At 68.6% G+C, this 25,190-nt stretch carries 20 protein-coding genes; 10 read left to right on the top strand and 10 right to left on the bottom strand.

Features of this window, described 5'->3' with window-relative positions; all coding sequences use genetic code 11:
• Positions 1–355 precede the first annotated feature (355 nt).
• Complete coding sequence (locus BM43_RS22410; protein WP_013699535.1) at positions 356–1,438, top strand: MBL fold metallo-hydrolase; 1,083 nt, start codon at positions 356–358, stop codon at positions 1,436–1,438.
• 113 nt (positions 1,439–1,551) lie between these two features.
• Here BM43_RS22410 and BM43_RS22405 read toward each other — a convergent pair whose 3' ends face one another.
• From BM43_RS22405 to argS, 5 genes are all read right to left on the bottom strand, one after another.
• A complete protein-coding gene (locus BM43_RS22405) occupies positions 1,552–3,153 on the bottom strand; it encodes an ABC transporter substrate-binding protein (protein ID WP_036048995.1) in 1,602 nt (533 codons plus the stop codon).
• 294 nt (positions 3,154–3,447) lie between these two features.
• Positions 3,448–4,233: an SDR family oxidoreductase gene (locus BM43_RS22400; protein ID WP_013699533.1), complete on the bottom strand. Its 786-nt coding sequence runs from the start codon at positions 4,231–4,233 to the stop codon at positions 3,448–3,450.
• A gap of 22 nt (positions 4,234–4,255) precedes the next feature.
• On the bottom strand, positions 4,256–4,897 hold the full coding sequence (locus tag BM43_RS22395) for a thiol:disulfide interchange protein DsbA/DsbL (RefSeq protein ID WP_013699532.1): 642 nt from the start codon (positions 4,895–4,897) through the stop codon (positions 4,256–4,258).
• Between the two features lie 46 nt (positions 4,898–4,943).
• The gene (locus BM43_RS22390; protein ID WP_036048998.1) at positions 4,944–5,762 is read right to left on the bottom strand and encodes an SPOR domain-containing protein; all 819 of its coding nucleotides are present in this window, start codon (positions 5,760–5,762) and stop codon (positions 4,944–4,946) included.
• Between the two features lie 92 nt (positions 5,763–5,854).
• Positions 5,855–7,639 carry an arginine--tRNA ligase gene (gene argS, locus BM43_RS22385; protein ID WP_013699530.1) on the bottom strand — a complete coding sequence of 595 codons (1,785 nt, stop codon included), beginning with the start codon at positions 7,637–7,639 and terminating at the stop codon, positions 5,855–5,857.
• 197 nt (positions 7,640–7,836) lie between these two features.
• Here argS and BM43_RS22380 point away from each other — a divergent pair, with 197 nt between their 5' ends.
• Complete coding sequence (locus BM43_RS22380) at positions 7,837–8,160, top strand: DUF1840 domain-containing protein (protein WP_013699529.1); 324 nt, start codon at positions 7,837–7,839, stop codon at positions 8,158–8,160.
• A gap of 133 nt (positions 8,161–8,293) precedes the next feature.
• Here the strand turns inward: BM43_RS22380 and metH are convergent, their stop codons facing one another.
• From metH to BM43_RS22355, 5 genes are all read right to left on the bottom strand, one after another.
• A complete protein-coding gene (gene metH, locus BM43_RS22375) occupies positions 8,294–11,011 on the bottom strand; it encodes a methionine synthase (protein WP_013699528.1) in 2,718 nt (905 codons plus the stop codon).
• Between the two features lie 62 nt (positions 11,012–11,073).
• A complete protein-coding gene (locus BM43_RS22370; RefSeq protein WP_025101450.1) occupies positions 11,074–12,138 on the bottom strand; it encodes a homocysteine S-methyltransferase family protein in 1,065 nt (354 codons plus the stop codon).
• Positions 12,139–12,357: 219 nt separating this feature from the next.
• Positions 12,358–12,615, bottom strand: coding sequence for a BTH_I0359 family protein (locus BM43_RS22365; protein ID WP_013699526.1), 258 nt, complete (start codon positions 12,613–12,615; stop codon positions 12,358–12,360).
• Between the two features lie 259 nt (positions 12,616–12,874).
• Positions 12,875–14,182, bottom strand: coding sequence for a DUF3108 domain-containing protein (locus BM43_RS22360; RefSeq protein WP_036049001.1), 1,308 nt, complete (start codon positions 14,180–14,182; stop codon positions 12,875–12,877).
• 306 nt (positions 14,183–14,488) lie between these two features.
• Positions 14,489–15,319, bottom strand: coding sequence for an IclR family transcriptional regulator (locus tag BM43_RS22355; protein WP_013699524.1), 831 nt, complete (start codon positions 15,317–15,319; stop codon positions 14,489–14,491).
• A gap of 172 nt (positions 15,320–15,491) precedes the next feature.
• On the opposite strand from BM43_RS22355, the gene BM43_RS22350 reads away from it, so the two are divergent.
• From BM43_RS22350 to BM43_RS22315, 8 genes are all read left to right on the top strand, one after another.
• A complete protein-coding gene (locus BM43_RS22350; protein WP_036049003.1) occupies positions 15,492–16,484 on the top strand; it encodes a fumarylacetoacetate hydrolase family protein in 993 nt (330 codons plus the stop codon).
• Positions 16,485–16,551: 67 nt separating this feature from the next.
• On the top strand, positions 16,552–17,415 hold the full coding sequence (locus tag BM43_RS22345; RefSeq protein ID WP_036049005.1) for an enoyl-CoA hydratase/isomerase family protein: 864 nt from the start codon (positions 16,552–16,554) through the stop codon (positions 17,413–17,415).
• A gap of 199 nt (positions 17,416–17,614) precedes the next feature.
• Positions 17,615–18,418: a PhaM family polyhydroxyalkanoate granule multifunctional regulatory protein gene (locus tag BM43_RS22340; RefSeq protein ID WP_036049007.1), complete on the top strand. Its 804-nt coding sequence runs from the start codon at positions 17,615–17,617 to the stop codon at positions 18,416–18,418.
• 30 nt (positions 18,419–18,448) lie between these two features.
• Positions 18,449–19,795: a patatin-like phospholipase family protein gene (locus BM43_RS22335; protein ID WP_045577488.1), complete on the top strand. Its 1,347-nt coding sequence runs from the start codon at positions 18,449–18,451 to the stop codon at positions 19,793–19,795.
• Positions 19,796–20,198: 403 nt separating this feature from the next.
• On the top strand, positions 20,199–21,065 hold the full coding sequence (locus BM43_RS22330; RefSeq protein ID WP_042287062.1) for a ferritin family protein: 867 nt from the start codon (positions 20,199–20,201) through the stop codon (positions 21,063–21,065).
• Between the two features lie 187 nt (positions 21,066–21,252).
• Positions 21,253–21,729, top strand: a complete 477-nt coding sequence (rfaE2, locus tag BM43_RS22325; protein ID WP_036049010.1) for a D-glycero-beta-D-manno-heptose 1-phosphate adenylyltransferase — start codon at positions 21,253–21,255, stop codon at positions 21,727–21,729.
• A gap of 214 nt (positions 21,730–21,943) precedes the next feature.
• Positions 21,944–24,415, top strand: a complete 2,472-nt coding sequence (locus tag BM43_RS22320) for a type VI secretion system Vgr family protein (protein WP_036049011.1) — start codon at positions 21,944–21,946, stop codon at positions 24,413–24,415.
• An 11-nt stretch (positions 24,416–24,426) separates the two neighbouring features.
• A complete protein-coding gene (locus tag BM43_RS22315; RefSeq protein ID WP_226284840.1) occupies positions 24,427–25,179 on the top strand; it encodes a DUF4123 domain-containing protein in 753 nt (250 codons plus the stop codon).
• Positions 25,180–25,190 lie beyond the last annotated feature (11 nt).

Below are 25,190 nucleotides of genomic sequence, written 5' to 3'. Positions count from 1 at the left end.
GTCCGGGCTCGTGGCGGGGGCGAGGCGCTATTTTACCGCCGCGCCGCGCCGAAACCGCGCCCTCGCGAGCGGGTTGCCGAGCCTCGCCCCGGGGCCGGATCGCCGACGTTCGGCGACATAGGGCGACGAATCAGGCATCTGCCGGCAAGCGGCGCGGTTCGGGCGTGAACGTGACACGAACTTTTTTCGTGCGCCGCGCGGCGCCGCGGTGCGTCATGCGGCGCGACGGCCGCCACGGCGCGATGGGGCGGGATCGCGCCCGGCGCGGCGCGCCGACGATGTTGCGGCGCACGCGCTAGAATCGCAGAGCCCCCCACGCCGCGCCAGGCGGCCCATGAAGAACCGACGAGACGCCATGAACGCATTGGAACACCAACTCGACTACCCGTTCGCCGACACCCTGCCCGCCGCGGGCGAGTTCCTGGAGGTCGCGCCGGGCGTGCGCTGGCTGCGCATGCCGCTGCCGTTCTCGCTCGACCACATCAACCTGTGGCTGCTGCGCGACGAGATCGACGGGCAGGCGGGCTGGACCGTGATCGACTGCGGGATTTCGTCGGACGAGATCCGCCGCCACTGGGAGCAGGTATTCGACACGCACCTCGATGGCCTGCCGGTGCTGCGCGTGCTGGTCACGCATTGCCATCCCGACCACCTCGGGTTGGCGAACTGGATCTGCGAGGGCGGCGAGCGCCGGCGCTGGCAGGTGCGGCTGTGGATGACGCTCGGCGAATTCATGTTCGGCCAGGTGATGGCGGCCGGCAACGGCTCGAACGCGGGCGGCGCCGCCGCGGCCGAGCACTTCGCGCGCCACGGCCTCACCGACCAGGCCAAGCTCGACAAGCTGCGCAACCGCAACAGCTACTACTCGGACCTGGTGCCCGCCGTGCCGGCGCGCTACCGGCGCCTGCGCGAGGGCGACACGGTCACCATCGGCGCACGCCGCTGGCAGGTGGTGACGGGCTTCGGCCATTCTCCCGAGCATTGCGCGCTGCACTGCGCCGACGAGGCGCTGCTGATCTCGGGCGACATGGTGCTGCCGCGTATCTCGACCAATGTCTCGGTGTTCGACCTCGAGCCGGAGGCGAACCCGCTCCAGCTCTATCTCGACTCGCTCGGCCGCTACGAGCCGATGGCCGCCGACACGCTGGTGCTGCCCTCGCACGGCAAGCCGTTCCGCGGCGTGCGCACCCGCATCGGGCAGTTGCGCGAGCATCATGCGGCGCGGCTCGACGAGGTGCGCCAGCTCTGCGCCGAGCGGCCGGCCAGCGCCGCCGACGTGGTGCCGATCATGTTCCGCCGCCGCGAGCTGGACGTGCATCAGCTGACCTTCGCGCTGGGCGAGGCGATCGCGCATCTGCACTTGCTCTGGCACGCGGGGGAATTGCGGCGCGAGGTGGATGAGGCGGGTGTGTTCCGCTTCCGGCCGGCGCGGGGCTGAACGCGGGGCTGAAAGGCAGGCGGCCCGGCGCATCGCGCGCGCGGGCCGGGTCGAGACAGCGGGCAAGCGAGGCGGAGGAATCCGTCGCTCGCCCGCGACAGCTGAAGGCCGGCTTACTGCACCGCGACGGTATCGAAGTGCTGGCGCCCGAACGGGCTGACGTGATAACCGCTCACGTTCGGCCGCGTGATCGCCGAGGCGGTCGGGTAGCCGAGCGGGATCCACAGCGCCTGGTCGTGGATGATCTTCTGCGCGGCTTCATAGGCCTTGGTGCGCTTGGCCTGGTCCGGCGTTTCCTTGCCGTCGGCGATCAGCTTGTCGAGCTGCGGATCGCAGTAGCGCGCGAAGTTGATGCCCGACTTCACCGCATTGCAACTGAACAGCGGCGACAGGTAGTTGTCCGGATCGCCGTTGTCGCCGGCCCAGCCCATGAACAGCATGTCATGCTGGCCGAGCTTGGCCTGCTTGATCAGCTCGCCCCACTCGATCACCTTGACCTCGGCCTTCACGCCGATCTTGGCGAAATCGGCCTGCAGCAGTTCCGCGCCGGCCTTCGGGTTCGGGTTCAGCACGCTGCCCGTCGGGCGCACCCAGATGGTGGTCGAGAAACCGTTCGGGAAGCCCGCCTGGGCCAGCAACTGCTTGGCCTTGGCCGGATCGTAGGGATAGGCCGCGATCGACTTCGCGTAGCTCCAGGTGTTGGGCGGATACGGGTTCACGGCCGGCGTCGCGGTATTGTCGAACACCACCTTCAGGTAGGTCGCGCGATCGAAGGCGAGGTTCAGCGCCTCGCGCACCTTCGGGTTGTCGAGCGGCTTGTGCTCGGTGTTGAGCGCGACGAAGGCGGTCATGAAGGCCGGCGTCTCGACCACCTTCAGCGCCTTGTCGGCCTTGGCGGCGGCCACGTCCTGCGGCTTGGGCGACAGCGCGATCTGGCATTCGCCGGCCTTGACCTTCTGCGCGCGCACCGAGGCATCGGGCGTGATCGCGTAGATCAGGCGGTCGACCTTGGGCTTGCTGCCCCAGTAGCTCGGATTCACCTCGTAGCGGATCAGCGCGTCCTTGGTGTAGCTCTTCAGCACGAAGGGGCCGGTGCCCACCGGCTTGGCGTTGAGGTCCTGCTGGCGGCCCGCCTTGAGGAGCTGGTCCGCGTATTCGGCCGAGTAGATCGAGGCGAAGCCCATCGTCAGGATCGGCACGAAGGTCGCGTTCGGCTCGTTCAGTTCGAACTTCACGGTCTGCTCGTCCACCTTCGAGACCGACTTCACCAGCTTCACCAGGCCCATCGACTGCGCGTGCGGGAAGCCGCTCGCGCCGGCCACCTTGTGCCAGGGATTGTCGTCGTCGAGCATGCGGCTGAAGGTGAACACGACGTCGTCGGCGTTCAGGGCGCGCGTCGGCTTGAAGTCCTCGGTGGTCTGGAAGGCCACGTTCGGGCGCAGGTGGAAGGTCACGGTGCGGCCGTCGGCGCTGACGTCCCACTTGTCGGCCAGCGAGGGCACCACCTTCTTGCTCGCCTCGTCGTAGGACACCAGCGTGTTGAAGATCACGTCGGCCGAGGCGTTGGTGGTGACGAGCGAGTTGTACTGCACCACGTCGAAGCCGTCCGGGCTCGCTTCGGTACAGACCGTGAGCGGCTTGGCCTGGGCGATGAGGGGGGCGGCGGCGAGCGGGGCCGCAATCAGCGCGGCGGCGGCGAACGTCGTGAAACGCATGAGATCTCCCACGTGGCAGTGTCTGTTATCGGCGTGCCGGGCGGCGACGGCCATGCAGCTCCCGGGCATCGGTCGACTAGCATACCGTCAAAGCGCGCCGGGCGTGAGCGCGTATCAGAAAGGCGTCGGCCATGGCGGCGCGGCGCCTGCCGGGGCGGAGACGGGCGTCGCGAAGGCGCCCGGATCGACGTGGCGCCGGCGTCGTCGGGAGCTTGCGAGGGGTGATCGGCCGGGCTCCGGGCTTCGGCCATGGAGCGGGCGTCGTCGCGAAGTCGCGCGCGAGCCGGCCGGGCCTCAGCCCTCGGGCTTGGGGTCCGGCGCGCGGGGCTTGCGCGGCGCCTTCTCGAACAGGCGGTCGTAGAGCCAGCGCGGCGCGACGTGCAGGATCTTCGCGACCAGGCCCATCTGCCAGGGAATCACGCGGAACGCGTCCTGCGCCGCGATGGCGCGCAGCGCGCGCTCGGCGAAGCGCTCCGCGTCCATCAGGAAGGGCATCGGATAGGGATTGTGCTCGGTCATCGGCGTGCGGATGTAGCCGGGCGCGATGGTGACCACGCCGACCCGCGAGGGCCGCAGCTCGACGCGCAGCGCCTCCAGGTACTTGATCGCCGCCGACTTCGAGGCGCTGTAGGCGCCCGAGCCGGGCAGGCCGCGCACGCCGGCCACGCTCGCCACGCCGACCAGGGTGCCGCGCCGCGCGGCCTTCATGGCCGCCACGAAGGGCTCGAAGCTGGCCACCATGCCGTAGTAGTTGACGTCCATGATCTCGCGGAAGGCCGCCAGGTCGCCCTCGCCGGTGATCGCCCCCTTGCTGATGCCGGCATTGGCGATCACCACGTCGGGCCAGCCGTGCGCGGCCACGAAGGCGTCGGCCGCGGCCTGCAGGGCGGCGGCGTCGCGCACGTCGGCGGGATGGATCGAGATGGGGAGATCGGGATGGCGCCGCGCGAATTCGGCGAGGCTGTCGCCGCGGCGGGCCACCAGGCCGAGCGTGGCGCCCTGGCGGGCATAGGCCTCGGCGAGCGCGAGGCCCAGGCCGCTCGAGGCGCCGGTGATGAAGACCTTCGGGGGAGCGGTCATGCCGGCGCCTCGGGCGTGGGGATTACAGCTTCTTGTCCTTGACCTGCTGGACGATCCAGTCGAGCACCGGCGGCGTGCCTGCCTCGCTGCCCGTGTAGGACGGACCCGACTTGTACTTGCCCTGGATCACGATGGTCGGCACGCCCTGGATGTCGTAGGTCTTGGCCAGTTCGCCCGACTGCTTGACCTGCCCCTGCACCGTGAACGAGTTGTAGGTGGCCAGGTACTTCTGCTTGTCGATGCCCTGCGTGGCCAGGAAGTCGGCCTGCGCCTGCGGCGTGAGCAGGTAGTTCTTCTGCTTGTGGATCGCGTTGAACACGGCCGGCGTGTCCTTCTCGGCCACGCCGAGCGCGTTGAGCGTGTAGTACATCGCCGAGTGCGGGAGGAAGTCGTCGCGGAAGGCGACCGGCACGCGCTTGAAGACAATGTTGTCGCCCTGCTTCTTGACCCAGGCCTCGAGCGTCGGCTCGAACTCGTAGCAGTGCGGGCAGCCGTACCAGAAGAACTCGATCACCTCGACCTTGCCGGCCGGCGCCGAGATCGGCTGCGGCGACTTCATCACCTCGTAGTCCTTGCCGGCCACCGGCGCGGCCGAGGCGGACTGCGCCACGATGCCGGCCGCCAGGCTCAGGGACAGGAACAGCGTGCTGAACAGTTTTTTCATGTTGGGATTTCGAACGGTTGCATGGGACCGGATCGGGCCGGCCGGCTTACTGTTTCGTGAAGCGGATCACCGCGGTGTCGACACCGGCATCGGACAGCCGCTGGCGCGCGGAGTTCATGTCGTCGAACTTGTTGAACGGGCCGACGCGCACGCGATAGTACGTGACGCCGCTGACATCGCGCTTGGAGACCTTCGACTCGAAGCCCTGGAAGCCCAGGCGCGCGCGCTGCTGCTCGGCGTCGGCCTCGGTCTTGTAGGCGCCCACCTGCAGGAAGTAGCCGCTGTTGGCGTCGGCCGCGCCCGCGCCCGAGCCCGGCTTGGCCGGCGCGTTGCCCGCCTGGGCCGAGGAGGTCGGCTTGGCGGCCTGCTGGGCCGGCTTCGGCTGCGAGGAAGGCGTGGCGGCGGTGGCTTGCGGCTTCTTCGCAGGCGGCGTGTTGTCGGCGGGCTTGGGCGCCACGGCGATGCCGTTGTCGTCCGAGGACGGCTGCGGATTGCTGTTCTGCGAGCCGTTCGAACCCGGCACCTCGACGATCTGCGGCTCGGGCAGCAGCGGCGGCTGGGTCTGGTTGGCGGCCTGGCCCGGCGCGGTATTGGGCGGAGCCGGCTGCGCGGCCTGCGGCACCGGCTGGCCCGGCGTCTTGCCCTGCAGCGCGCGGTTCGGATCGAACTGCTGCGGCTGGCTGGCGCCGCTCGCGCCGTTGTCGGCCGGCGGGGCGACCTTCGAGACGAACGGCGAGGGTGCGCGCGTGATGTAGAGCGCGACCACCACGGCGATCGCGAGGCCGACGATCAGGCCCAGCACGATGCCAAGAAAGGTTCCTCCGGCTTGTTTCGACGGTTTCGACGTGCGGCGCGGTTGTGCCATTGCTTGAGTCACCTGCTAAAAGAGTCGTGAAACGGGATTCGTGGCACGGTCGCGCGCGGCGGCGCGACCGTCTGGAGCCCGGCCCGGCGGCTTTACATCTTGCTCGGCGAGGACACGCCGAGCACCGCGAGACCGTTCGCGAGCACCTGGCGCGTCGCGGCCAGCAGCGCGATGCGCGCGGTGCGTTGCGCCTCGTCGTCGACGAGCACGCGCTCCGCATTGTAGAACGAGTGAAACTCGCCCGCGAGGTCGCGCAGGTAGAAGGCCACCGCGTGCGGCGCGAGTTCGCCGGCCGCGTGCGTGAGCATCTCGGGGTATTCGGCGAGCTTCTGCAACAGCGAGGCGGCCGGCTTGCTGTCGAGCGGGGAGAGGTCCGCGCCCGGCAGGATCGCCTCGTCGGCGCCGTGGCGCGACTTCCACTCGTTGAGCACCGAGCAGATCCGCGCATGCGCGTACTGCACGTAGTAGACCGGATTCTCGTCGTTCTGCTTCAGCGCGAGATCGATATCGAACACGAATTCCGTGTCGGCCTTGCGTGAAATCAGGAAGAAACGCACCGCGTCGCGCCCGCGCGTGATGATGGCCTCGTCGAGCTGCTCGGGCGAGACTTCCGCGTCCGGCGTGGCGCCGCCCGACCATTCGATCAGGTCGCGCACCGTCACGTAGCTGCCGGCGCGCTTGGAGAGCTTCACCTCCTGGCCGTCGCGCATCACCGTCACCATCTTGTGCAGCACGTAGTCGGGATAGCCCTTCGGGATGCCGATGTGCAGGCCCTGCAGGCCGGCGCGCACGCGCGCGATGGTGCCGTGGTGGTCCGAGCCCTGGATGTTGATGACCTTGGTGAAGCCGCGCTGCCACTTGGCCACGTGGTAGGCGACGTCGGGCACGAAGTAGGTGTAGGTGCCGTCGGTCTTGCGCATCACGCGGTCCTTGTCGTCGCCCTCGTCGGTGGTGCGCAGCCACAGCGCGCCTTCCTGCTCGTAGGTCATGCCGGCGTCGACCAGGGCCTGCACCGTGCTCTCGACGCGGCCTTCCTGGTACAGCGAGGATTCCAGGTAGTACTGGTCGAAACGCACGCCGAAGGCCTTCAGGTCGATGTCCTGCTCGCGGCGCAGGTAGGCGACCGCGAACTTGCGGATCGCCTCGATGTCCTCGATGTCGCCCTTGCCGGTGACGGGCTCGCCGTCGCTGGCCGAGACCGTGGCGCCGGCCAGGTAGTCGCGCGCGATGTCGGCGATGTACTCGCCGTTGTAGGCGGCCTCGGGCCAGTCGGCGTCGCCGGGCTTGAGGCCGCGCGCGCGCGCCTGGGTCGACAGCGCCAGGTTGCCGATCTGCACGCCGGCGTCGTTGTAGTAGAACTCGCGGTGCACCGCGTAGCCCTGGCTGGCCAGCACGTTGGCCAGCACGTCGCCGAGCGCGGCCTGGCGGCCGTGGCCGACGTGCAGCGGGCCGGTCGGGTTGGCCGAGACGAATTCGAGCAGCACGCGGCGCCCGGCCTCGTGCGCGGAGCGGCCGAAGGCCTCGCGCTCGGCGAACACCGCGCCGATCACGGCCTGCTTGGCGGCCGCGGTCAGGCGCAGGTTGATGAAGCCGGGGCCGGCGATCTCGGCGGCCTCGACCAGCCCCGCCGCCGACGGATGGGCCGTCACGGCCGCCACGATCTTCTCGGCCAGCTGGCGCGGGTTGGTGCCGAGCGGCTTGGCCAGCTGCATCGCGACGTTGCAGGCGACGTCGCCGTGGGCGGCCGCCTTGGGGCGCTCCAGGGTGATCGTCGGCGCGACGAAACCGGCCTCGGATTCGCCCTTCAGGGCCTGGACGACCTGCTTCACGCTGTCGGCGAGCAGGGTTTCGAGTATGTGTTTTTGAGCGGGCAGCATGCTGTCGGGAATGGTGGTTGCCGGCAGCCCGGGCGGGCGGCTCCGGCGGCGCGCCGGGGCGCGCGTTTCAGGAATCGCTGAATTTTAACAGGTGCTAAACTGCCGCTCAGACGCAAAGCGTCGGCGCGACCCCAACTCAAGCGCGCCAGCCGGCCCCGGCGCCGGTACGCACAACAAGCTGAAAGGAAATTGCGATCATGATTACGTTCAAGAGCAAGGCGGCACAGGACCTCGACGTGCTGAAGGATTTCGCGGTGTATGTGCTGGGCATCGTCGGCAAGCCGCTGGGCGAGCGCGGCGTCATCACCCACGACGAGCTGGACGGCGCGATCGCCCGGCTCGAGGCGGTGACCGACCAGGCGCGCCGCGCCAGTGCCGAGCACGGCGGCCACTTCCACGAGGAAGAAGCCGACCACGCCCACCACGAGGTCGCGCCGAGCGTGGCGCAGCGCGTGGCCCCCTTCCTCGGCATGCTGCGCGCGGCCAAGGAACAGAACGCCGACGTTCACTGGGGGTTCTGAGCCCCGGCGGTGGCCTCGCCGCCCAGCAAAAAGCCCGCTTCGAGAAGCGGGCTTTTTTGTGCCTTGGCGGGGCGTGACGGGCGCGAGGCCCGTCGATTCCTCACAGGATTGCGGCGGTTGCCCGCCGCCAACTTCAGAGCAGCGGCGCCAGCGCGCGGCGGGCGTCCGCGTCCGACAGCGACATGCGCGCCGCGAAATCGGCCACCTGGTCCTCGCCGATCTTGCCGACCGAGAAGTAGGTGCTGTCGGGATGCGCCAGGTAGAAGCCCGAGACGCTCGCGGCCGGCAGCATCGCCAGCGATTCGGTCACGCTCATGCCGATCTCCTCGGCGCGCAGCACGTCGAACATGGCGCGCTTGACGAGGTGGTCCGGGCAGGCCGGGTAACCCGGCGCCGGGCGGATGCCGCGATACTTCTCGGCGATCAGCGCCTCGTTGTCGAGCGTCTCGCCGGCCGCGTAGCCCCACAGTTCGCGTCGCACGCGCGCGTGCATCGCTTCGGCGAAGGCTTCCGCGAAGCGGTCGGCCAGGGCCTTGAGCATGATCGCGCTGTAGTCGTCGTGGTCGGCCTCGAACTGCTTTTCCTTGGCGTCCACGCCCAGGCCCGCAGTGACCGCGAACAGGCCGATGTAGTCGGCCACGCCCGAATCCTTGGGCGCGATGAAGTCGGCCAGCGAGCGGTTCGGCCGCATCACGCCGTCCACCACCGGGCGCTCGCTCTGCTGGCGCAGGTTGCTCCAGCGCATCGCCACCTCGGTGCGCGTGTCGTCGGTGTAGATCTCGATGTCGTCGTCGCCCACGGTGTTGGCGGGCAGCAGCGAGATCACGCCGTTGGCGCTCAGCCAGCGGCCCTGGATCAGGCGCGAGAGCATCGATTTCGCGTCCGAGAACACGCGCCGCGCCGACTCGCCGACGATCTCGTCGTTGAGGATCGCCGGATAGGGGCCGGCCAGGTCCCAGGTCTGGAAGAACGGGCCCCAGTCGATGTACTGGGCCAGCTCGGTCAGGTCGTAGTTCTTGAACACGCGGCGGCCGATGAACTTCGGCTTGACCGGCTGGTAGGCGCGCCAGTCGATCGGCGTCTTGTTGGCGCGCGCGGCGGCCAGCGTGACCATCGGCGTCTTCTTCTTGTTGGCGTGCTGGTCGCGGATCCGGTCGTATTCGCTCTTCAGGTCGTCGAGGTAGCGCGTGGCGCCCTCGTCCGAGAGCAGGCTGGAGGCGACCGACACCGAGCGCGAGGCGTCCGGCACGTAGACTACCGGGCCTTCGTAGTTCGGCGCGATCTTCACGGCGGTGTGCACGCGCGAGGTGGTCGCGCCGCCGATCAGCAGCGGGATCTTCTTGACGCGGAAATAGTCGTCGCGCTGCATTTCCGCGGCGACGTAGGCCATCTCCTCCAGGCTCGGCGTGATCAGGCCCGAGAGGCCGATGATGTCGGCGCCCTCGACCTTCGCCTTGGCGAGGATCTCGTTGCAGGGCACCATCACGCCCATGTTGACGACCTCGAAGTTGTTGCACTGGAGCACCACCGACACGATGTTCTTGCCGATGTCGTGCACGTCGCCCTTGACGGTGGCGATCACGATCTTGCCCTTGGCGCGCACGTCGCCGCCGGCCTCGGCCAGGCGCCGCTTCTCCTCCTCGATGAAGGGGATCAGGTGGGCCACCGCCTGCTTCATCACGCGCGCCGACTTCACCACCTGCGGCAGGAACATCTTGCCCTGGCCGAACAGGTCGCCGACGATGTTCATGCCGTCCATCAGCGGGCCTTCGATCACGTTGATCGGGCGCCCGCCCGCGGCGTCGATCGCCGCGCGCGCTTCCTCGGTGTCCTCGACGATGAAGTTGGTGATGCCGTGCACCAGTGCGTGGGCCAGGCGCTTCTCGACCGGCTGGTTGCGCCATTCGAGGTTCTCTTCCTTCTTGGCCGCGCCGGTCTTGAACTTGTCGGCCACTTCCAGCAGCCGGTCGGTGGAATCCTCGCGGCGGTTCAGGATCACGTCCTCGACGCGCTCGCGCAGCTCGGGGTCCAGGTCGGCATACACGCCGAGCTGGCCGGCGTTGACGATGCCCATGTCCATGCCGGCCTGGATCGCGTGATACAGGAACACGGTGTGGATCGCCTCGCGCACCGGGTCGTTGCCGCGGAACGAGAAGGACACGTTCGACACGCCGCCGCTGATCTTCGCGTGCGGCAGGTTCTGCTTGATCCAGCGGGTCGCCTCGATGAAGTCGACCGCGTAGTTGTTGTGCTCCTCGATGCCGGTGGCCACCGCGAAGATGTTCGGATCGAAGATGATGTCCTCGGGCGGGAAATCGCATTGCTCGACCAGGAACTTGTAGGAGCGCGTGCAGATCTCGATCTTGCGCTCGAAGGTATCGGCCTGGCCCTTCTCGTCGAAGGCCATCACCACCGCGGCCGCGCCGTAGCGGCGGATCAGCCGCGCGTGATGGCGGAACGGCTCCTCGCCTTCCTTGAGCGAGATCGAGTTGACGATCGCCTTGCCCTGCACGCACTTGAGGCCCGCCTCGATCACTTCCCACTTCGACGAGTCGATCATGATCGGCACGCGCGCGATGTCGGGCTCCGAGGCGATCAGGTTCAGGAAGCGAACCATGGCCGCCTTCGAATCGAGCATCGCCTCGTCCATGTTGATGTCGATGACCTGCGCGCCGTTCTCGACCTGCTGGCGGGCCACGGCCAGCGCCTCGTCGTACTGGCCGTTCAGGATCATTCGCGCGAAGGCCTTCGAGCCTGTCACGTTGGTGCGTTCGCCGACGTTGATGAACAGGGTGCCTTCGGTGACGTTGAACGGCTCGAGGCCGGACAGGCGCATGGTGTGATCGGTCATGGCGGGGCGGATGCGTATCGGTTTGGGGGGCGGCGCGACGGATGCGGCGGGCGGCTCGGGCTTCAGGCGGCTTCGCTGTACTGCGAGGGCCAGCGGCGCGGCTTGACCTCGGCCAGCGCGCGGGCGATCTCGGCGATGTGCGCGGGCGTGGTGCCGCAGCAGCCGCCGGCCAGGTTCACCAGGCCGGCCTGGGCGAATTCCTTGAGCAGGCTCGAGGTCACGTCGGGGGTCTCGTCGAAGCCGGTTTCGGCCATCGGGTTCGGCAGGCCCGCGTTCGGGTAGCAGGACACGTAGGTATCGCAGAGCTTGGCCAGCTCGGCGATGTACGGGCGCATCAGCGCCGCGCCGAGCGCGCAGTTCAGGCCGAAGGTGAGCGGCCGGGCGTGGCGCAGCGAGTTCCAGAAGGCCTCGACGGTCTGGCCCGAGAGGATCCGGCCCGAGGCGTCGGTGACGGTGCCGGAGATCATGATCGGCAGGTTCTCGCCGGTGTCCTCGAACAACTGGTCGAGCGCGAACAGCGCGGCCTTGGCGTTGAGCGTGTCGAAGATGGTCTCGACCAGGAACAGGTCGACGCCGCCGTCGAGCAGGGCCTTGGCCTGCTGGTAGTAGGCGTCGCGCAGCTCGTCGTAGGTGACGTTGCGCGCGCCGGGATCGTTCACGTCGGGCGAGATGCTGGCCGTCTTCGGGGTCGGCCCGATCGCGCCGGCCACGAAGCGCGGCTTGTCCGGCGTCGAGTACTTGAGCGCCGATTCGCGCGCCAGACGCGCCGACTCGACGTTCATCTCGACCACCAGGTGCTCCATCTCGTAGTCGGCCTGGGCGATGGTGGTGGCGCCGAAGGTGTTGGTCTCGACGATGTCGGCGCCGGCCGCGAAGTACTGGTCGTGGATCTCGCGGATGGTGGCCGGCTGCGTGATCGACAGCAGCTCGTTGTTGCCCTTGATGTCGCGTCCGAAGTCGGCGAAGCGCTCGCCGCGATAGGCGGCCTCGTCGAACTTGTACTGCTGGATCATGGTGCCCATCGCGCCGTCGAGGATCAGGATCCGGCGCGCCAGCAGCGCGGGCAGGTCGGCGCCGCGCGTGTAGGACGCGGCGGGGGCGGAGCGGGCGGGCAGGGAGGTCGGCATGGCGGACGGACGGCGGATCGGGGAAAACGCCATTGTAGCGGGTGCCGGCATGCCGCGCCGGGGCTTCCCGGCGCGCGCGCGATTTGTCATTGAAAACCCCCGCACGGCAGGCCGGGCGGGGGTTCGATCAGGAAATGCCGAGGAGGAAGCGGGCCGGCGCCGGGCCGGCCTGCGAGCCGTCGCGCACCATCCTGGGGCGGGCGGCGCGCGACGGGCGGATCAGTGCAGGACCACCGGTTGCGTCATCAGACTGTCGAATTGACCGAGGAATTCGTCCACCTCGTCCAGCGAGGGCTCGTCCTCGATCAGTTGCTTGACGTGCTCGCGGAAGCGCTCGGCCAGTTCGCCATCGATGAAGATCTCGCGCTGCGCATTCTTGTCCACGATTTCGTAGCCACCGGAATTCATTGCGTGATGGCCGACCTGCGGGGCGAACTCGACGACGCAGTAGTTGGGGCTGTTGTAGATCATTTGCATGGCGGCACTCCTCTTTGCTGTGGCTGTCAGGCCGAATGCTCCAAAGGTGGGGCGGGCCTGGCCGGTTTCAAGGGGTTGGCGCTGCACGCCCACGTGGATCAGGGCGCATCGGTTAGAGACCGATATCGATGAAACGTTTCCGATTTTCCTCCGGTGCACGGGCAGGGTTGTCAAACATTGTCAACACTGTGACGCAAGTTTACCGGCTTGTGTGCAGCCCCTGGTGACAGCAGGGAAACATTCGCGAAATCGGTCGAAATTACCGTGCTGGCGAGGCCGCTTGTGGTGCCGATGCGACGGGGCTCGCGGCTTCGGCCGCCGAGGCGGCCGGCATGCCGTCCGACGATACCGGCGCGGAAGCCGCGCCCGCGCCGCTCGCGCCGGCTGCCGGGGCAGAGGTCGAGGCAGGGGCAGGGGCGGCGGGCGCGATGCTTGCGTGCGCATCCATCGCGGCCGATTCGTCATACCCGATCCCGCGGCTCGGCGCGCCGCGCCCCTGCCACAGCAATTCGATCTCCGAACCATTCGGCTCGGTCTGCACCAGGCGCACCGGCAGCCAGTCCAGCGAGGGCGCGAGCCAGATGTCGATGCGCCGCGTGTCGCCCTCGCGGCGCGGCAGGCGGCGGAAGTGGCGGGTTTCCAGCGAGCTGGTGGCGGTGCGGATCGTCTCGTCGCCGATCGTGACGATCGGCCAGGTCTCGCCGCTGTTGTTGTCGATGATGCGGAATTCGCGCGCGACGCCGGGGCGATAGACATCGGGCGCGCCGTGCACCAGGCCCGACAACTGCATCAGCAGGCTGAAGCGGTCCTGCATGCCGTCGGTCAGCGGCAGCGAGTTCGGCGTCCTGGTGAACACCACCTGTTTCGTCTGCCGATTGAAGATCGCGATGTCGGCGGGCTTGCGGCCGCGCTGCTCGGTGTAGCGGTCGGGCGCGATGCCGTAGGCGTCGATGCGGCCCAGGCTCTCGTAGACGAAGGGACCGACGAAGGGCACCGGGATCTCGATCAGCAGGCGGTAGCGATCGCCCTCGGTGGTCCAGTGGATGGTCGCGGTGCCGTTCAGGTTGCCGTTGAAGTAGGCGCCGTAGCGCAGGTCGCCCGAGGGCGGCGCGATGAACTTCACGCCGCTGGCGGCGGCCGAGGCGGGCACGGCCGCGCTGGCCGTCGCGCTCGCGGAGGCGGCACCCTGGCCCGTGCCGGCCCCGGCTGCCTGCCCGTCGCCCGGCGGCGCGGTGGCCGGCGCCGAGGGCGCGGCGCTGGTCAGCACCGGCGCCTGGTTGCGCGGCGCGGCCGGAGCGGGTTTGGCGGCCGGCCTGGGCACGGGCTTCGGCGCGGGTTTCGGTGCCGGCGCGGCGGGCGCGGGCGCGCGCTCGATCGGCTGCGGCTCGAGCAGTTCGACCTGCACCGGCGTGTCGTCGCGCGCATCGGGATTGGCCGGCGCGCGATATCCCGCGAACCACAGGCCGGCGATCAGGTGCAACACCAGCACCAGCGCGAGCGTCAGCCCCGCGCGCAGCCAGCGGCGCGGCGAGAGGCGGGACGATTCGGGCGGCAGGGGCGAGGGCATCGAGCGACGGTGGTCCGGTGTGTTCAGGGCGTTCGGGGGCGATGGGCTAAATCATGGGCTGGCGATGCCGGTGGCGAGTTCGGCGCGAGGCGGCACGTTCCGGCTCCTCGGCCGCCGGGTCCCGGGCACGCGGGCCGGGGAAGGCGAGAAGCAGCAAGCCGCGTTCCGGCCATGAGGCTCGCGCTTCGCGTGGAAGCACGCCGGTTCGCATCCGGCCCGCCGGCGCGACAAGCTCGGCGGCACCGCCCAGCCCGTCCGACCCGATCGCGCGCCGAACGTTCGCGCGCGGCGTTCGGGGCTCCGGTTTCAGGCCTCGCGCGGATCGGCACTGTAGCCGATTTCGTAGGACAGCTTGCGTGCCACGGCGCGCAGCGCGAGGTCGATCTCGCCGCCCCAGGACACGTCGAAGCTGCCCTCGTGACCCAGCGCGATCAGCCCCAGCGAGAGTTCGCCGAGCGCATCGAACACCGGCATGCAGAAGGCGTGGATGCTCGGCAGCAGCATGCCCTCGACGCGCGCCGCCTGGTGCTCGCGCACCTCGGCGAGCCGCGCCTCCACCTCGGCCGGCGTGCGCGGGCCGTCGCGCGGCGGCCCGCGACGTGCGTCGGCCAGCTCGCGCTCGAGCATCGCGGCGGTCTTGCCGCGCGGCAGGTAGGCGGCGAACAGCAGGCCGGTGGCCGAGCCGAGCAGGGGCATCACGTCGCCGAGCTTGAGCGAGGCCTTGGCGGGATGGCTCGATTCCATCCAGTGCACCACGGTCGGCCCCTGGTTGCCCCACACGGCGATGCCGAGCGTGAGGTCGAGCTCGTCGCGCAGCGCCGACAGCGCGAGCCGCGCGAGCTTCACGCCGTCGACGCGGGCCAGCCGGGCCAGGCCCATCTGCAGCGCGAAGCCGCCCAGTTCGTAGCGGCCCGAGACGGGGTCCTGCGCCACCACGCCGAGCCGCTGGAAGCTGACCAGGTAGCGGTGCGCCTTGGCCGGGCTCATCTGCGCGCGCTGGGCGAGATCGCGCAGCATCATCGCGCGCGGCTCGGCGGTGAGCACCTCCAGCAGGCGGAAGCCGACCTCGATCGACTGGATGCCGGAGCGGACCTTTTCCTCGGCGTTGTCGTCGGCGAGATCGTCGGTGTTGACCATGGATGGAATGCGATAGGAAGGTGGCGGGCGAGGCGGCGCGGTTCGCCGCGAGGCAGGCGCGGCGATGGAGCGGCTCGCGCGGCGCGGGTGCTCGGGCGGCACGGGCTTCGCCGCGCGGATTCACCATCGTAAAATAGTTTCCCTCCATCGTCACTACACGGACTTCCCCTCCATGAAACTTGCTTCGCTGAAGGACGGCACGCGCGACGGCCAACTGATCGTGGTGTCGCGCGACCTGCAGACGGCCGCGATCGCCGAGACGGTCGCGCCGACGCTGCAGCGCGCGCTCGACGACTGGGCATTCCACGCACCGCAGCTTCGCGAGCTCTACGATGCGCTCAACCACGGCCGCGCGCGCCGCGCGTTCGCCTTCTCGGCGGCCGACTGCATGGCGCCGCTGCCGCGCGCCTACCAATGGGCGGACGGCTCGGCCTACCTCAACCACGTCGAGCTGGTGCGCCGCGCGCGCGGCGCCGAGATGCCGCCCGAGTTCCTCAGCGATCCGCTGATGTACCAGGGCGGCAGCGACGATTTCCTCGGCCCGCAGGACGACATCGTCTGCGCCTCGGAGGACTGGGGCATCGATTTCGAGGCCGAGGTGGCGGTGGTGACCGGCGACGTGCCGATGGGCGCGAGCGCCGACGAGGCGCTGCGCGCCGTGCGGCTGGTGATGCTGGTCAACGACGTGTCGCTGCGCAACCTGATCCCGGCCGAGCTCTCGAAGGGCTTCGGCTTCTTCCAGAGCAAGCCCGCAACAGCCTTCTCGCCGCTGGCGGTGACGCCCGACGAGCTCGGCGAGCACTGGCGCGGCGGGCGCCTGGAGCGGCCGCTGCTGGTGAGCTGGAACGGCAAGCGGGTGGGCCAGGCCGAGGCCGGCGTCGACATGAATTTCCATTTCGGCCAGTTGATCGCGCACGCGGCGAAGACGCGCAACCTGCGCGCCGGCGCCATCGTCGGCTCGGGCACGGTGTCGAACCGCGATGCCAGGCGCGGCTACAGCTGCATTGCCGAGAAGCGCTGCCTGGAGACCATCGAGCACGGCGCGCCGCGCACCGAGTTCATGCGCTACGGCGATCGCGTCAGGATCGAGATGCTCGACGCGGCCGGCAAGTCGATCTTCGGCGCGATCGAGCAGGCGGTGTCGCCGCTCGACGGGCAGGCCTGAACGCGCGCGGCGGGCCGCCCGCCTGCCGGTTTGCCCCGATCATCACGAGAAGAACCAGGAGACAGACATGAGTGAGCGTGAATCCGCCGGGCTGGAAGCCTATGCCGGCTACCAGTCGCTGCGCCTCGCGCGCCATCCGCACGGCATCCTCGAGATCGTGATGAGCGGCGCGGGCGCCAACCGCAGCAACCTGGCCACCGCCGACGCGCGCATGCATCGCGAGCTGGCCGAGATCTGGCGCGACCTCGACCGCGATCCCGAGGTGCGCGTGGCGCTGATCCGCGGCGAGGGCAAGGGTTTCTCGGCCGGCGGCGATCTCGGCCTGGTCGAGCAGATGGCCGACGATTTCGAGGTGCGCACGCGGGTCTGGCACGAGGCGCGCGACCTGGTCTACAACCTCGTCAACTGCGGCAAGCCGGTGGTCTCGGCGATGCACGGGCCGGCGGTCGGCGCGGGGCTGGTGGCGGGCTTGCTGGCCGACGTCTCGATCGCCGCCAACACGGCGCGCATCATCGACGGCCATACGCGGCTCGGGGTGGCCGCCGGCGATCACGCGGCGATCGTCTGGCCGCTCTTGTGCGGCATGGCCAAGGCCAAGTACCACCTGCTGCTGTGCGAGCCGGTCAGCGGCGAGGAGGCCGAGCGCATCGGGCTGGTCTCGCTGGCGGTGGACGAGGCCGAGCTGCTGCCGAAGGCCTTCGAGCTGGCCGAGCGGCTCGCGCGCGGCTCGCAAAGCGCGATCCGCTGGACCAAGTACGCGCTCAACAACTGGCTGCGCCTGGCCGGGCCGAGCTTCGATACCTCGCTGGCGCTCGAATTCATGGGCTTCTCCGGGCCGGACGTGCGCGAAGGGATCAGTTCGCTGCGCGAGCGGCGCGCGCCCGATTTTTTCGACGGCCGCACGGGCAGCGGCGGGGCTGGCGGCGCCTGAGCGCGGGGCGGGTGGGGCGGCCCTGCGGCTTGTCGCTCACCGCTCGCTCCCATCCTCCGGGCTGCCCGCCCCCGCGGCTCCCCCGCGCCACGCCGGCGCGCATCGCGATCGTTCGCGCCTCGGCCATGCGCGCTATGATCGGATCACGCGCGCTGGCGCATCGCGCCTTCCCACCGACCCCGTCACCAAGGATTGCCGCATGACCGATACTCCCGGCTCCAACCCGTTCTCCGGCTTCACCGGCTTCACGCCCTCCGACATGCTCGACCGGATGTGGGACATGATGCGGCTCTCGCCGTTCGGCGCCGGGATCGGGGCGGCGGCACCGAGCGGCCTGCCGCCGTCGCTGTCGGCGATGTCCGACATGATGTCGCCGCTGTCGAGCGTCGAGGAGCTCGACAAGCGCATCACCGACCTGCGTGCCGTCGAGCAATGGCTCAAGCTCAACCTCGGCATGCTGCAGTCGGCGATCCAGGCACTCGAGGTGCAGCGCGCCACGCTGGCGACGCTGCGTGCCTTCGGCGCGCTGGCCAAGGAATCGATGTCGGCCGCCGAGGCCGCCATGGCCAAGGACACGGCGGCGCCGGCGGGGCCGTCCGCCTCGCGCGCCGCGTCCGAGCCGCCGCCGCAAGCCTTCGGCGGGGCCGCCCCGGCCGGCGCCGGCAAGCCGGACGCCGAAACGCCGCCCGGCGCGATGCCCGGCGGCGAGGCCTTCGATCCGGCCGGCTGGTGGAACCTGCTGCAGTCGCAGTTCAATCAGCTCGCCAGTTTCGCGATGACCCAGCCCGGCGCCGCCGGCGCTGCCCCGGCGGCCGCGAAGCCGGCCGGCGGTGGCGCGCGAGGCCCCGAGCCCGCGGCTTCCGGCGCCGCGCCGCGCGAACGCAAGCCGGCCACGCGCCGCGCCGCGCCGCCCAAGCCGCGTGCGGCGGCGCCCGAGGCGCCGGACGATGCGCACGACGCAGCGCCGCCGGCCGCGAAATCCTCGCGCAAGCGGAGCCCGTGATGCGCCCCGCCCACACCGACTGAGGCCCGCATGCGGCTCGCGCTCGTTCTGATGGGAGGCGGCGCGCGCGCCGCCTATCAGGCCGGCGTGCTGTCCGCGCTGGCCGAGATCGCGCGCGAGGTCGAGCCGACCCGCCGCGAGCTGCCCTTCGCGATCGTCTGCGGCTCCTCGGCCGGCGCCATCAACGCCGCCGCGATTGCCAGCCACGCCGACGACTTCCCGCACGGCGCCGCGCGCCTGCTCTCGTTCTGGGAGCACCTGCGCGCCGAGATGATCTACCGCACCGACTGGCTCGGCGTGGCCGCCGCGGGCGCGCGCTGGCTGGCCGCGATGAGCCTTGGATGGGCCGCGCGCCGTTCGCCGCGCGCGCTGCTCGACAACGCGCCGCTGGCCCACCTGCTGCGGCGCGAGCTGAACTTCCACCGGGTCGGCCAGATGCTCGGCGCGCGCAAGCTGCACGCGCTGTCGATCACCGCGCTCAGCTACACCAGCGGCCGCCACCTGACCTTCTACGAGGGCAGCGAGCCGATCCACGCCTGGCGGCGCGCCCAGCGCACGGCGCGGATGGTCGACCTGTCGGCCGCGCACCTGCTGGCCTCCTCGGCGATCCCCTTCGTGTTCCCGGCGGTGCCGCTGGTGATCGACGGGCGCATCGAGTATTTCGGCGACGGCTCGATCCGCCAGATCGCGCCGCTGTCGCCGGCGATCCATTTCGGCGGCGACCGGATCGTGGTGATCGGCGCGGCCGCCGCGCGTCCCGAGGTGCCGGCGGCGAACGGGCACGCGAGCGCCTATCCGTCGCTGGCGCAGATCGGCCAGCAGGTGCTGGCCAGCGTGTTCCTCGATTCGATCGGCACCGACATCGAGCACATCGAGCACGTCAACCGCGTGGTCGAGCACCTGCCGCGCCAGGTCGAGCCCGAGAGCGGCTGGCGCCATGTCGACGTGCTGGCGATCGCGCCTTCCGAGCGCATCGAGCTGATCGTCGCCAAGCACCTGCGGCGGCTGCCGGCCACGGTGCGCGCGCTGCTCGGCGCGATGGGCGGCAACCAGCCGGCCGGCGCCTCGTTCGCGAGCTACCTGCTGTTCGAGGCGGAGTTCACGCGCGAGCTGATCGCGCTCGGCCATGCCGACGCGATGCGGCAGCGCGAGACGCTGGCTGAATGGATCGCCTCGGCCAGCCCCGGCGGCGGCTCGCCGCCGCGCGTGCCGCCGCCGGTGTCGCCGGTGGTGCGGCCGGTGACGGCGCCCGGGGGCGCGGCAAGCGAGCTGTCGAAGCCCGCGCCTGCGTCCGCCGCCGCGCGCTCGGCGCCGCCGCCGGCCGAGCCTGCCGAACCGGGTATCGGTTCGATATCCGAACCGAATCGCCCCGATTGAGGCACCTCGGCTGGGCGGCCAAAACCGCGACGGTTCGCCGCACCAGTGTCGCGGATCCGTCACAGCTGCGTGCTATCATCGCCGACGCCGAATTCATCCAAGCGGGTGCTGGCGGCGCGATCCGTCCCTGACGCTCGCGCGCACGGCCCCGACAACGACAGCCGGCCTCGAGCCGGCCCCTCTCAGGTGCGTGCGAGGCTCGGTCTGTTTCGGGCGTCGCGCGTTTTGCCCCCACAAGCGCTTGCGCGGCAGCAATCGCGTCGCGGTGCCGAGTGCATCCGGTGCGCGGTTTAGCGCGTAAAATTACCGATTCGTCAGGTGAGCGCCTCGATTGTGGGGGCTCGACGCAACAGTCACGTTTAGCAGTCGCATTGCGCAGAACAGGGGTGGGACCATGAACACCATGCTTTATCCGGAACTCTACAAATCGCTCGAAGCCGTCCGCTGGGACATGGAGAAGGACATCCCTTGGGACAAGTTCGATGCCTCGCTGCTGACCGACGAGCAGGCGAAGACGATCAAGATGAACGCGATCACCGAGTGGTCGGCGCTGCCCGCGACGGAAATGTTCCTGCGCGACAACCACCACGACAGCGACTTCTCCGCCTTCATGAGCGTCTGGTTCTTCGAGGAGCAGAAGCATTCGCTGGTGCTGATGGAGTACCTGCGCCGCTTCAAGCCCGAGATGATGCCGACCGAGGACGAGCTGCACGCGGTGCGCTTCGAGTTCGACCCGGCGCCGCCGCTGGAAACCCTGATGCTGCACTTCTGCGGCGAGATCCGCCTGAACCACTGGTACCGCCGCGCCGCCGAGTGGCACACGGAACCCGTCATCAAGCACATCTACGAAACCATCTCGCGCGACGAGGCACGCCATGGCGGCGCCTACCTGCGCTACATGAAGAAGGCGCTGGTGAACTGCGGCGACGTCGCGCGCTCGGCCTTCGCCAAGATCGGCGTGCTGATGGCCTCGGCGCGTCGCACCGAGAAGCCGCTGCACCCCACCAACCTGCACGTGAACCAGTCGCTGTTCCCGCGCGATACCGTGCAGTCGCGCCTGCCCGATCCGGAATGGCTCGAGCGCTGGCTCGACGAGCAGATCCGTTTCGACGGCGAGTGGGAGAAGAAGGTGGTCGACCGGATCCTGCACAACCTGTCGATCCTGTTCGAGCGCACCTTCGCCACCGCGCAGGAGCTGAACCGCTACCGCAAGGAAGTCACGGGTCGCCTGCAGACGCCCGAGAGCGGCGCCGCCACGCAACCCGCCTGAGGCGGCAGCCGCTTCATCCATCGATTCGCCAGCCATTCGCCAGTCGATCTGCAGCACACCAAGCCCGCCGAAGTTCGCGCGGGCTTTTTTATTGGGCGGCGCGTAGCATGGCCGATCGAGCCGATCGAGCAGATGCGCCGGCTCGCCCGATTTCCGTTTCCCTTCTTCTCCAGCCGGACCGAAACCGATGCCCGCCGCTTTCGAACGTAAATTCACCACCCGCGAGGCGCTCGCCGCCCTGCGTCCGACGCTGAGCTCGCCCGTCGTGTTCACCAACGGCGTGTTCGACATCCTGCATCGCGGCCACGTCACCTACCTGGCCGACGCGAAGGCGCTCGGCGCCTGCCTGATCGTCGGCGTCAACAGCGACGCCTCGGTGCGCATGCTGGGCAAGGGCGACGATCGGCCGATCAATCGCCAGGAAGACCGCATGGCGCTGCTCGCCGCGCTCGAATGCGTCGACTGGGTGGTGGGCTTCGAGGAACAGACGCCGATCGACCTGATCGCCGCCGTGCGGCCCGACGTGCTGGTGAAGGGCGGCGACTACGACATGGATGCGCTGCCGGAATCGGCCCTGGTGCGCGGCTGGGGCGGCAAGGCGCTGGCGATTCCGTTCGAGTTCGAGCGCTCGACCACGGCGCTGCTGAAGAAGGTGCGCGGTTAAGTTGCCGTAAAATTCGATGGCGTCTCGATTGCGTCCTATTTAAAGGGGTTTTGCTGCGATTGATGGTCCGTGGGCGTTCGAGGGGCTTTGTGGTATACCTCTGAGGTTATCGCGGCGCGTCGGGACGAGCACGATCGAATCCCGCGTTGCTGGCGCATCCAGGGCGTACGGGCCGCCCAACTGCTTTTCGCGCCCGGATCAGGGGATAAGAACAATGCAGAACACGGCACAAGCCTTGAGAGACCTTGCGCTGGGGCCGCAGCACAACCGGCAAGTGCAAATCAGCTTTCCGGACGGCAACGCGCCTGACCCAATCCTGCTGCCTAACGCATTCGAGGCGGTTGAAGCGCTATCCAAGGATTTCACCTACAAGATCGACCTCCTGTCGGACAAAGACAAGCTTGCGCCGAAGGACTTTATCGGTAAACGGGTCACGATCAGTTTGGCGCGCGGCGATGGGAGCAGCCGATATTTCAACGGTCATATCTTTGCGTTCCGGCACGTTCGCACGGATGGCGGCTGGGTCTTCTATGAGGCGCATGTCGGTCCTTGGCTGCGCTACCTGAAGTACAGCCAGCACAATCGCCTGTTCCTCGACCAGAACCTGCACGACCAGACTGCGACGGTTTTCCAGGACTACGGTGTGTTGCCCGATTGGGCGTGGCAGGTCGGCGAAGACGATCCGCGCATGACGATGGCCTGTCAGTTCGATGAAGACGATCACAATTATCTTCATCGGCGCTGGGAACACGCGGGCTATTTGTACTGGTATGAGCACACGGCCAAGTCTCACAAGCTGACCGTTTCCGATCCGACGCGTCCTGCACCCGCCATCGACGGCAAGGGGCACGAAATCCGATTCCACAATGGCATGGGCGCGGAGGAGTCGGACAGCATTCTGACCTGGTCCCCGTTCCAGCAGACCACGTCGACGCACGCGGAACTGTCCCGTTTCGACTTCAAGACCCCGACGCCGACCCATGTTCAAACAAGCCTGTCGAGTCCGGAAGCTGCCCTGCCGCAGCTTGAATGGAACGAGTACGCTGGCGCGTACGGTTATCGGAACATGGAGCATGGCTATCAGGTCGTCAATCGTCGAATGGAGGAAATAGAAGCGACGATCAAACGCTTCGATGCGAAGGGCAACAATCGTTTTGTGCAGCCAGGGCGCTGGTTCCGACTGACGGACCGTTATGGTTCGGCGCTGAGCCGCGATCAGAGCGACGACGAATATCTGATCGTCTCGGTTCGACATGTGGCGACCAACAACTATCTGCAGGACACGGGGGCGCTGGCGGAATACCGCAATGAGTTCACGTGCGTCCCCAAGGCAACTCCGTGGCGGCCCGGACGAGGCTTCAACAGCGTCGACACGAAGATTCTCGCGCCGCAGACAGCGACCGTCGTCGGCCAGTCGGGTACAAGCATTCACACCGATGAACACGGCCGCGTCCTGATTCAATTCCACTGGGATCGCGACGGCAAGTATTCGACATGGGTGCGGGTCGCCAGCGGCTGGGCCGGAGGCGGCCAAGGAATGGCCGCGCTGCCCCGCATCGGCTCCGAAGTCATCGTGCAGTGGCTCGACGGCAATCCGGACCATCCCATCATTACGGGCCGCGTGATGAACGCGCGCAACGTGCCGTCGTGGAAGCTGCCGGACGAGAATGCGCTGATGGGCATTCGCAGCCGGGAACTGAACGGTGCAGACGGTAACGCGTCGTCAGGTCGCAGCAATCACCTGATTTTCGATGACACGGCAAACGCCATTCAGGCGCAGCTCCGATCTGACCATGCGGCGAGCCAGCTCTCGCTCGGCAAGATCACGCGCATTGAGGACTGGCAGGGGCGCAAGGATGCCCGAGGCGAAGGCTTCGAGCTGCGTACCGATGAGGTCGGTGCGATCCGCAGCGGCAAGGGCATGGTGATCAGCACGGAGGTACGTCCTGCCGCGCAAGGGCATCTCTCCGACGTTAGCGAACCGACATCGCGCCTGACCAAAGCGCAAACCTTACACGCGCAATCAGCCAAGCTGGCGCAGCACTATCAAGCCCAGGAAAGCGGTGCGGACCAAACCCCGATTGCTGACGCACTGAAATCGCAGGTGGACGGCATTCAGGGTGGGGGGGCGACGGGCACGAGTGGTCAAGACGACTTCCCTGAACTCAATGAAGCGCATCTATTGTTGGCTGGAGCGGCCGGCATTGCCGTCACGACGCCTGCGACCGCGCACGTCACGGGCGGCCAGCACGTAGCCGTGACGGCTGGCGAAAGCATGTCGGTCGCGACGGGGAAATCGTTCTTCGCCAGCGTATCGGACAAGTTCTCGCTATTCGTGCACAAAATGGGCATGAAGCTGATCGCGGCGAGCGGCAAGGTGCAGGTGCACGCGGAAAACGATGAGCTGGAACTGCTGGCGAAGAAGGTGTTGTCGATCATCAGCACGACGGACTGGATCAACATCACCGCGAAGCAGGGCATTCGCTTGACGGCCGGCAACAGCCAGTTAGAGGTCAGTGCGAAAGGCATCGTGGGCTATACGCCCGGCGAGAACAAGATTCATGCGGGCAGCCACGATACGGTGGGCCCGCAGAGCGTGCCAGCGCAGTTCCCTGGATCGGATCTGTGCTCGCAGTTGGCTGGCGGTGCTGCGGAAACCGGCCAGGCATCGATCGCAGTCGCCTGATGGATGACGGAATGAAAACGCTCACGCCTGCGATGCAGGCTGCCCCTGATCATCAGGAAGTGGTGACGACGGGCTTCCTGCTGGTGGAACCTGCGACACTCGCTCACGTGCCTGATCTAGCCTCGCTCGACATGCGAGCCTGCACCCCGCGCGTGCTGGCACATCGTGAAGAACTGATGCCACGGTTGATCGACCTTGCCGCCCTTGATCTGGAGGGGCAACGGATTGCGACCAAACGGTGGCAAGAGGAACCGGAGGTCGACCGCCCGCCCGCAATTTGCGCGTGGATCGACAGCGCTGCGGATATCGATACGCTCGCCGAACATGTCGCACGGTATCTGGTCGGTCCCGGCGAGGGCGGGCGGCCAGTGTTCTGGCGGTACTACGATCCGCGTGTCTTGAGCCTTACCCTGGCAGTCTTCGATCCGAGTCAGCGGCTGGCCCTCTTGGGACCCGTCCGAGAATGGTGCTTCGCTTGGGCCGGCCATCGCTGGCGTAGCGCCGGCCTGGGTGCCGACTTTGTGCCGCTGGACGATCAAGCGTCAGGCTGGCCGCGCCCTGACCAGTGGCCGCGCATCAACCGCAGCGAGATTGCCGACCGGATTCGCCGGCGGCTGCCGACGCTGTCGGTCGAACAGGCAGCGCAGTCGCCGGCGGCGCTCGATCAGATCTTGTGCTCGTTGGACGGCCAGGACGCGATGAACATGGATGCGCTCGTCGACGATGCAGTTCAACGTATGCGGCACGCTTTCCTGACCGAATGAAGCTGTCACTT

The sequence above is a fragment of the Burkholderia gladioli genome, assembly GCF_000959725.1.
Lineage (GTDB): Bacteria > Pseudomonadota > Gammaproteobacteria > Burkholderiales > Burkholderiaceae > Burkholderia > Burkholderia gladioli.
This window is presented reverse-complemented; position numbering and strand designations above follow the sequence as displayed.

Coding starts and splice junctions, on each gene's coding strand:
- BM43_RS22395 (WP_013699532.1), bottom strand. CDS start 4,897: ATGAAAAAACTGTTCAGCACGCTGTTCCTGTCCCTGAGCCTGGCGGCC.
- BM43_RS22320 (WP_036049011.1), top strand. CDS start 21,944: ATGCAGAACACGGCACAAGCCTTGAGAGACCTTGCGCTGGGGCCGCAG.
- BM43_RS22370 (WP_025101450.1), bottom strand. CDS start 12,138: ATGCCGACCTCCCTGCCCGCCCGCTCCGCCCCCGCCGCGTCCTACACG.
- argS (WP_013699530.1), bottom strand. CDS start 7,639: ATGCTGCCCGCTCAAAAACACATACTCGAAACCCTGCTCGCCGACAGC.
- BM43_RS22405 (WP_036048995.1), bottom strand. CDS start 3,153: ATGCGTTTCACGACGTTCGCCGCCGCCGCGCTGATTGCGGCCCCGCTC.
- BM43_RS22315 (WP_226284840.1), top strand. CDS start 24,427: ATGAAAACGCTCACGCCTGCGATGCAGGCTGCCCCTGATCATCAGGAA.
- BM43_RS22330 (WP_042287062.1), top strand. CDS start 20,199: ATGCTTTATCCGGAACTCTACAAATCGCTCGAAGCCGTCCGCTGGGAC.
- BM43_RS22350 (WP_036049003.1), top strand. CDS start 15,492: ATGAAACTTGCTTCGCTGAAGGACGGCACGCGCGACGGCCAACTGATC.
- BM43_RS22365 (WP_013699526.1), bottom strand. CDS start 12,615: ATGCAAATGATCTACAACAGCCCCAACTACTGCGTCGTCGAGTTCGCC.
- rfaE2 (WP_036049010.1), top strand. CDS start 21,253: ATGCCCGCCGCTTTCGAACGTAAATTCACCACCCGCGAGGCGCTCGCC.
- BM43_RS22380 (WP_013699529.1), top strand. CDS start 7,837: ATGATTACGTTCAAGAGCAAGGCGGCACAGGACCTCGACGTGCTGAAG.
- BM43_RS22390 (WP_036048998.1), bottom strand. CDS start 5,762: ATGGCACAACCGCGCCGCACGTCGAAACCGTCGAAACAAGCCGGAGGA.
- BM43_RS22335 (WP_045577488.1), top strand. CDS start 18,449: ATGCGGCTCGCGCTCGTTCTGATGGGAGGCGGCGCGCGCGCCGCCTAT.
- metH (WP_013699528.1), bottom strand. CDS start 11,011: ATGACCGATCACACCATGCGCCTGTCCGGCCTCGAGCCGTTCAACGTC.
- BM43_RS22360 (WP_036049001.1), bottom strand. CDS start 14,182: ATGCCCTCGCCCCTGCCGCCCGAATCGTCCCGCCTCTCGCCGCGCCGC.
- BM43_RS22340 (WP_036049007.1), top strand. CDS start 17,615: ATGACCGATACTCCCGGCTCCAACCCGTTCTCCGGCTTCACCGGCTTC.
- BM43_RS22400 (WP_013699533.1), bottom strand. CDS start 4,233: ATGACCGCTCCCCCGAAGGTCTTCATCACCGGCGCCTCGAGCGGCCTG.
- BM43_RS22345 (WP_036049005.1), top strand. CDS start 16,552: ATGAGTGAGCGTGAATCCGCCGGGCTGGAAGCCTATGCCGGCTACCAG.
- BM43_RS22410 (WP_013699535.1), top strand. CDS start 356: ATGAACGCATTGGAACACCAACTCGACTACCCGTTCGCCGACACCCTG.
- BM43_RS22355 (WP_013699524.1), bottom strand. CDS start 15,319: ATGGTCAACACCGACGATCTCGCCGACGACAACGCCGAGGAAAAGGTC.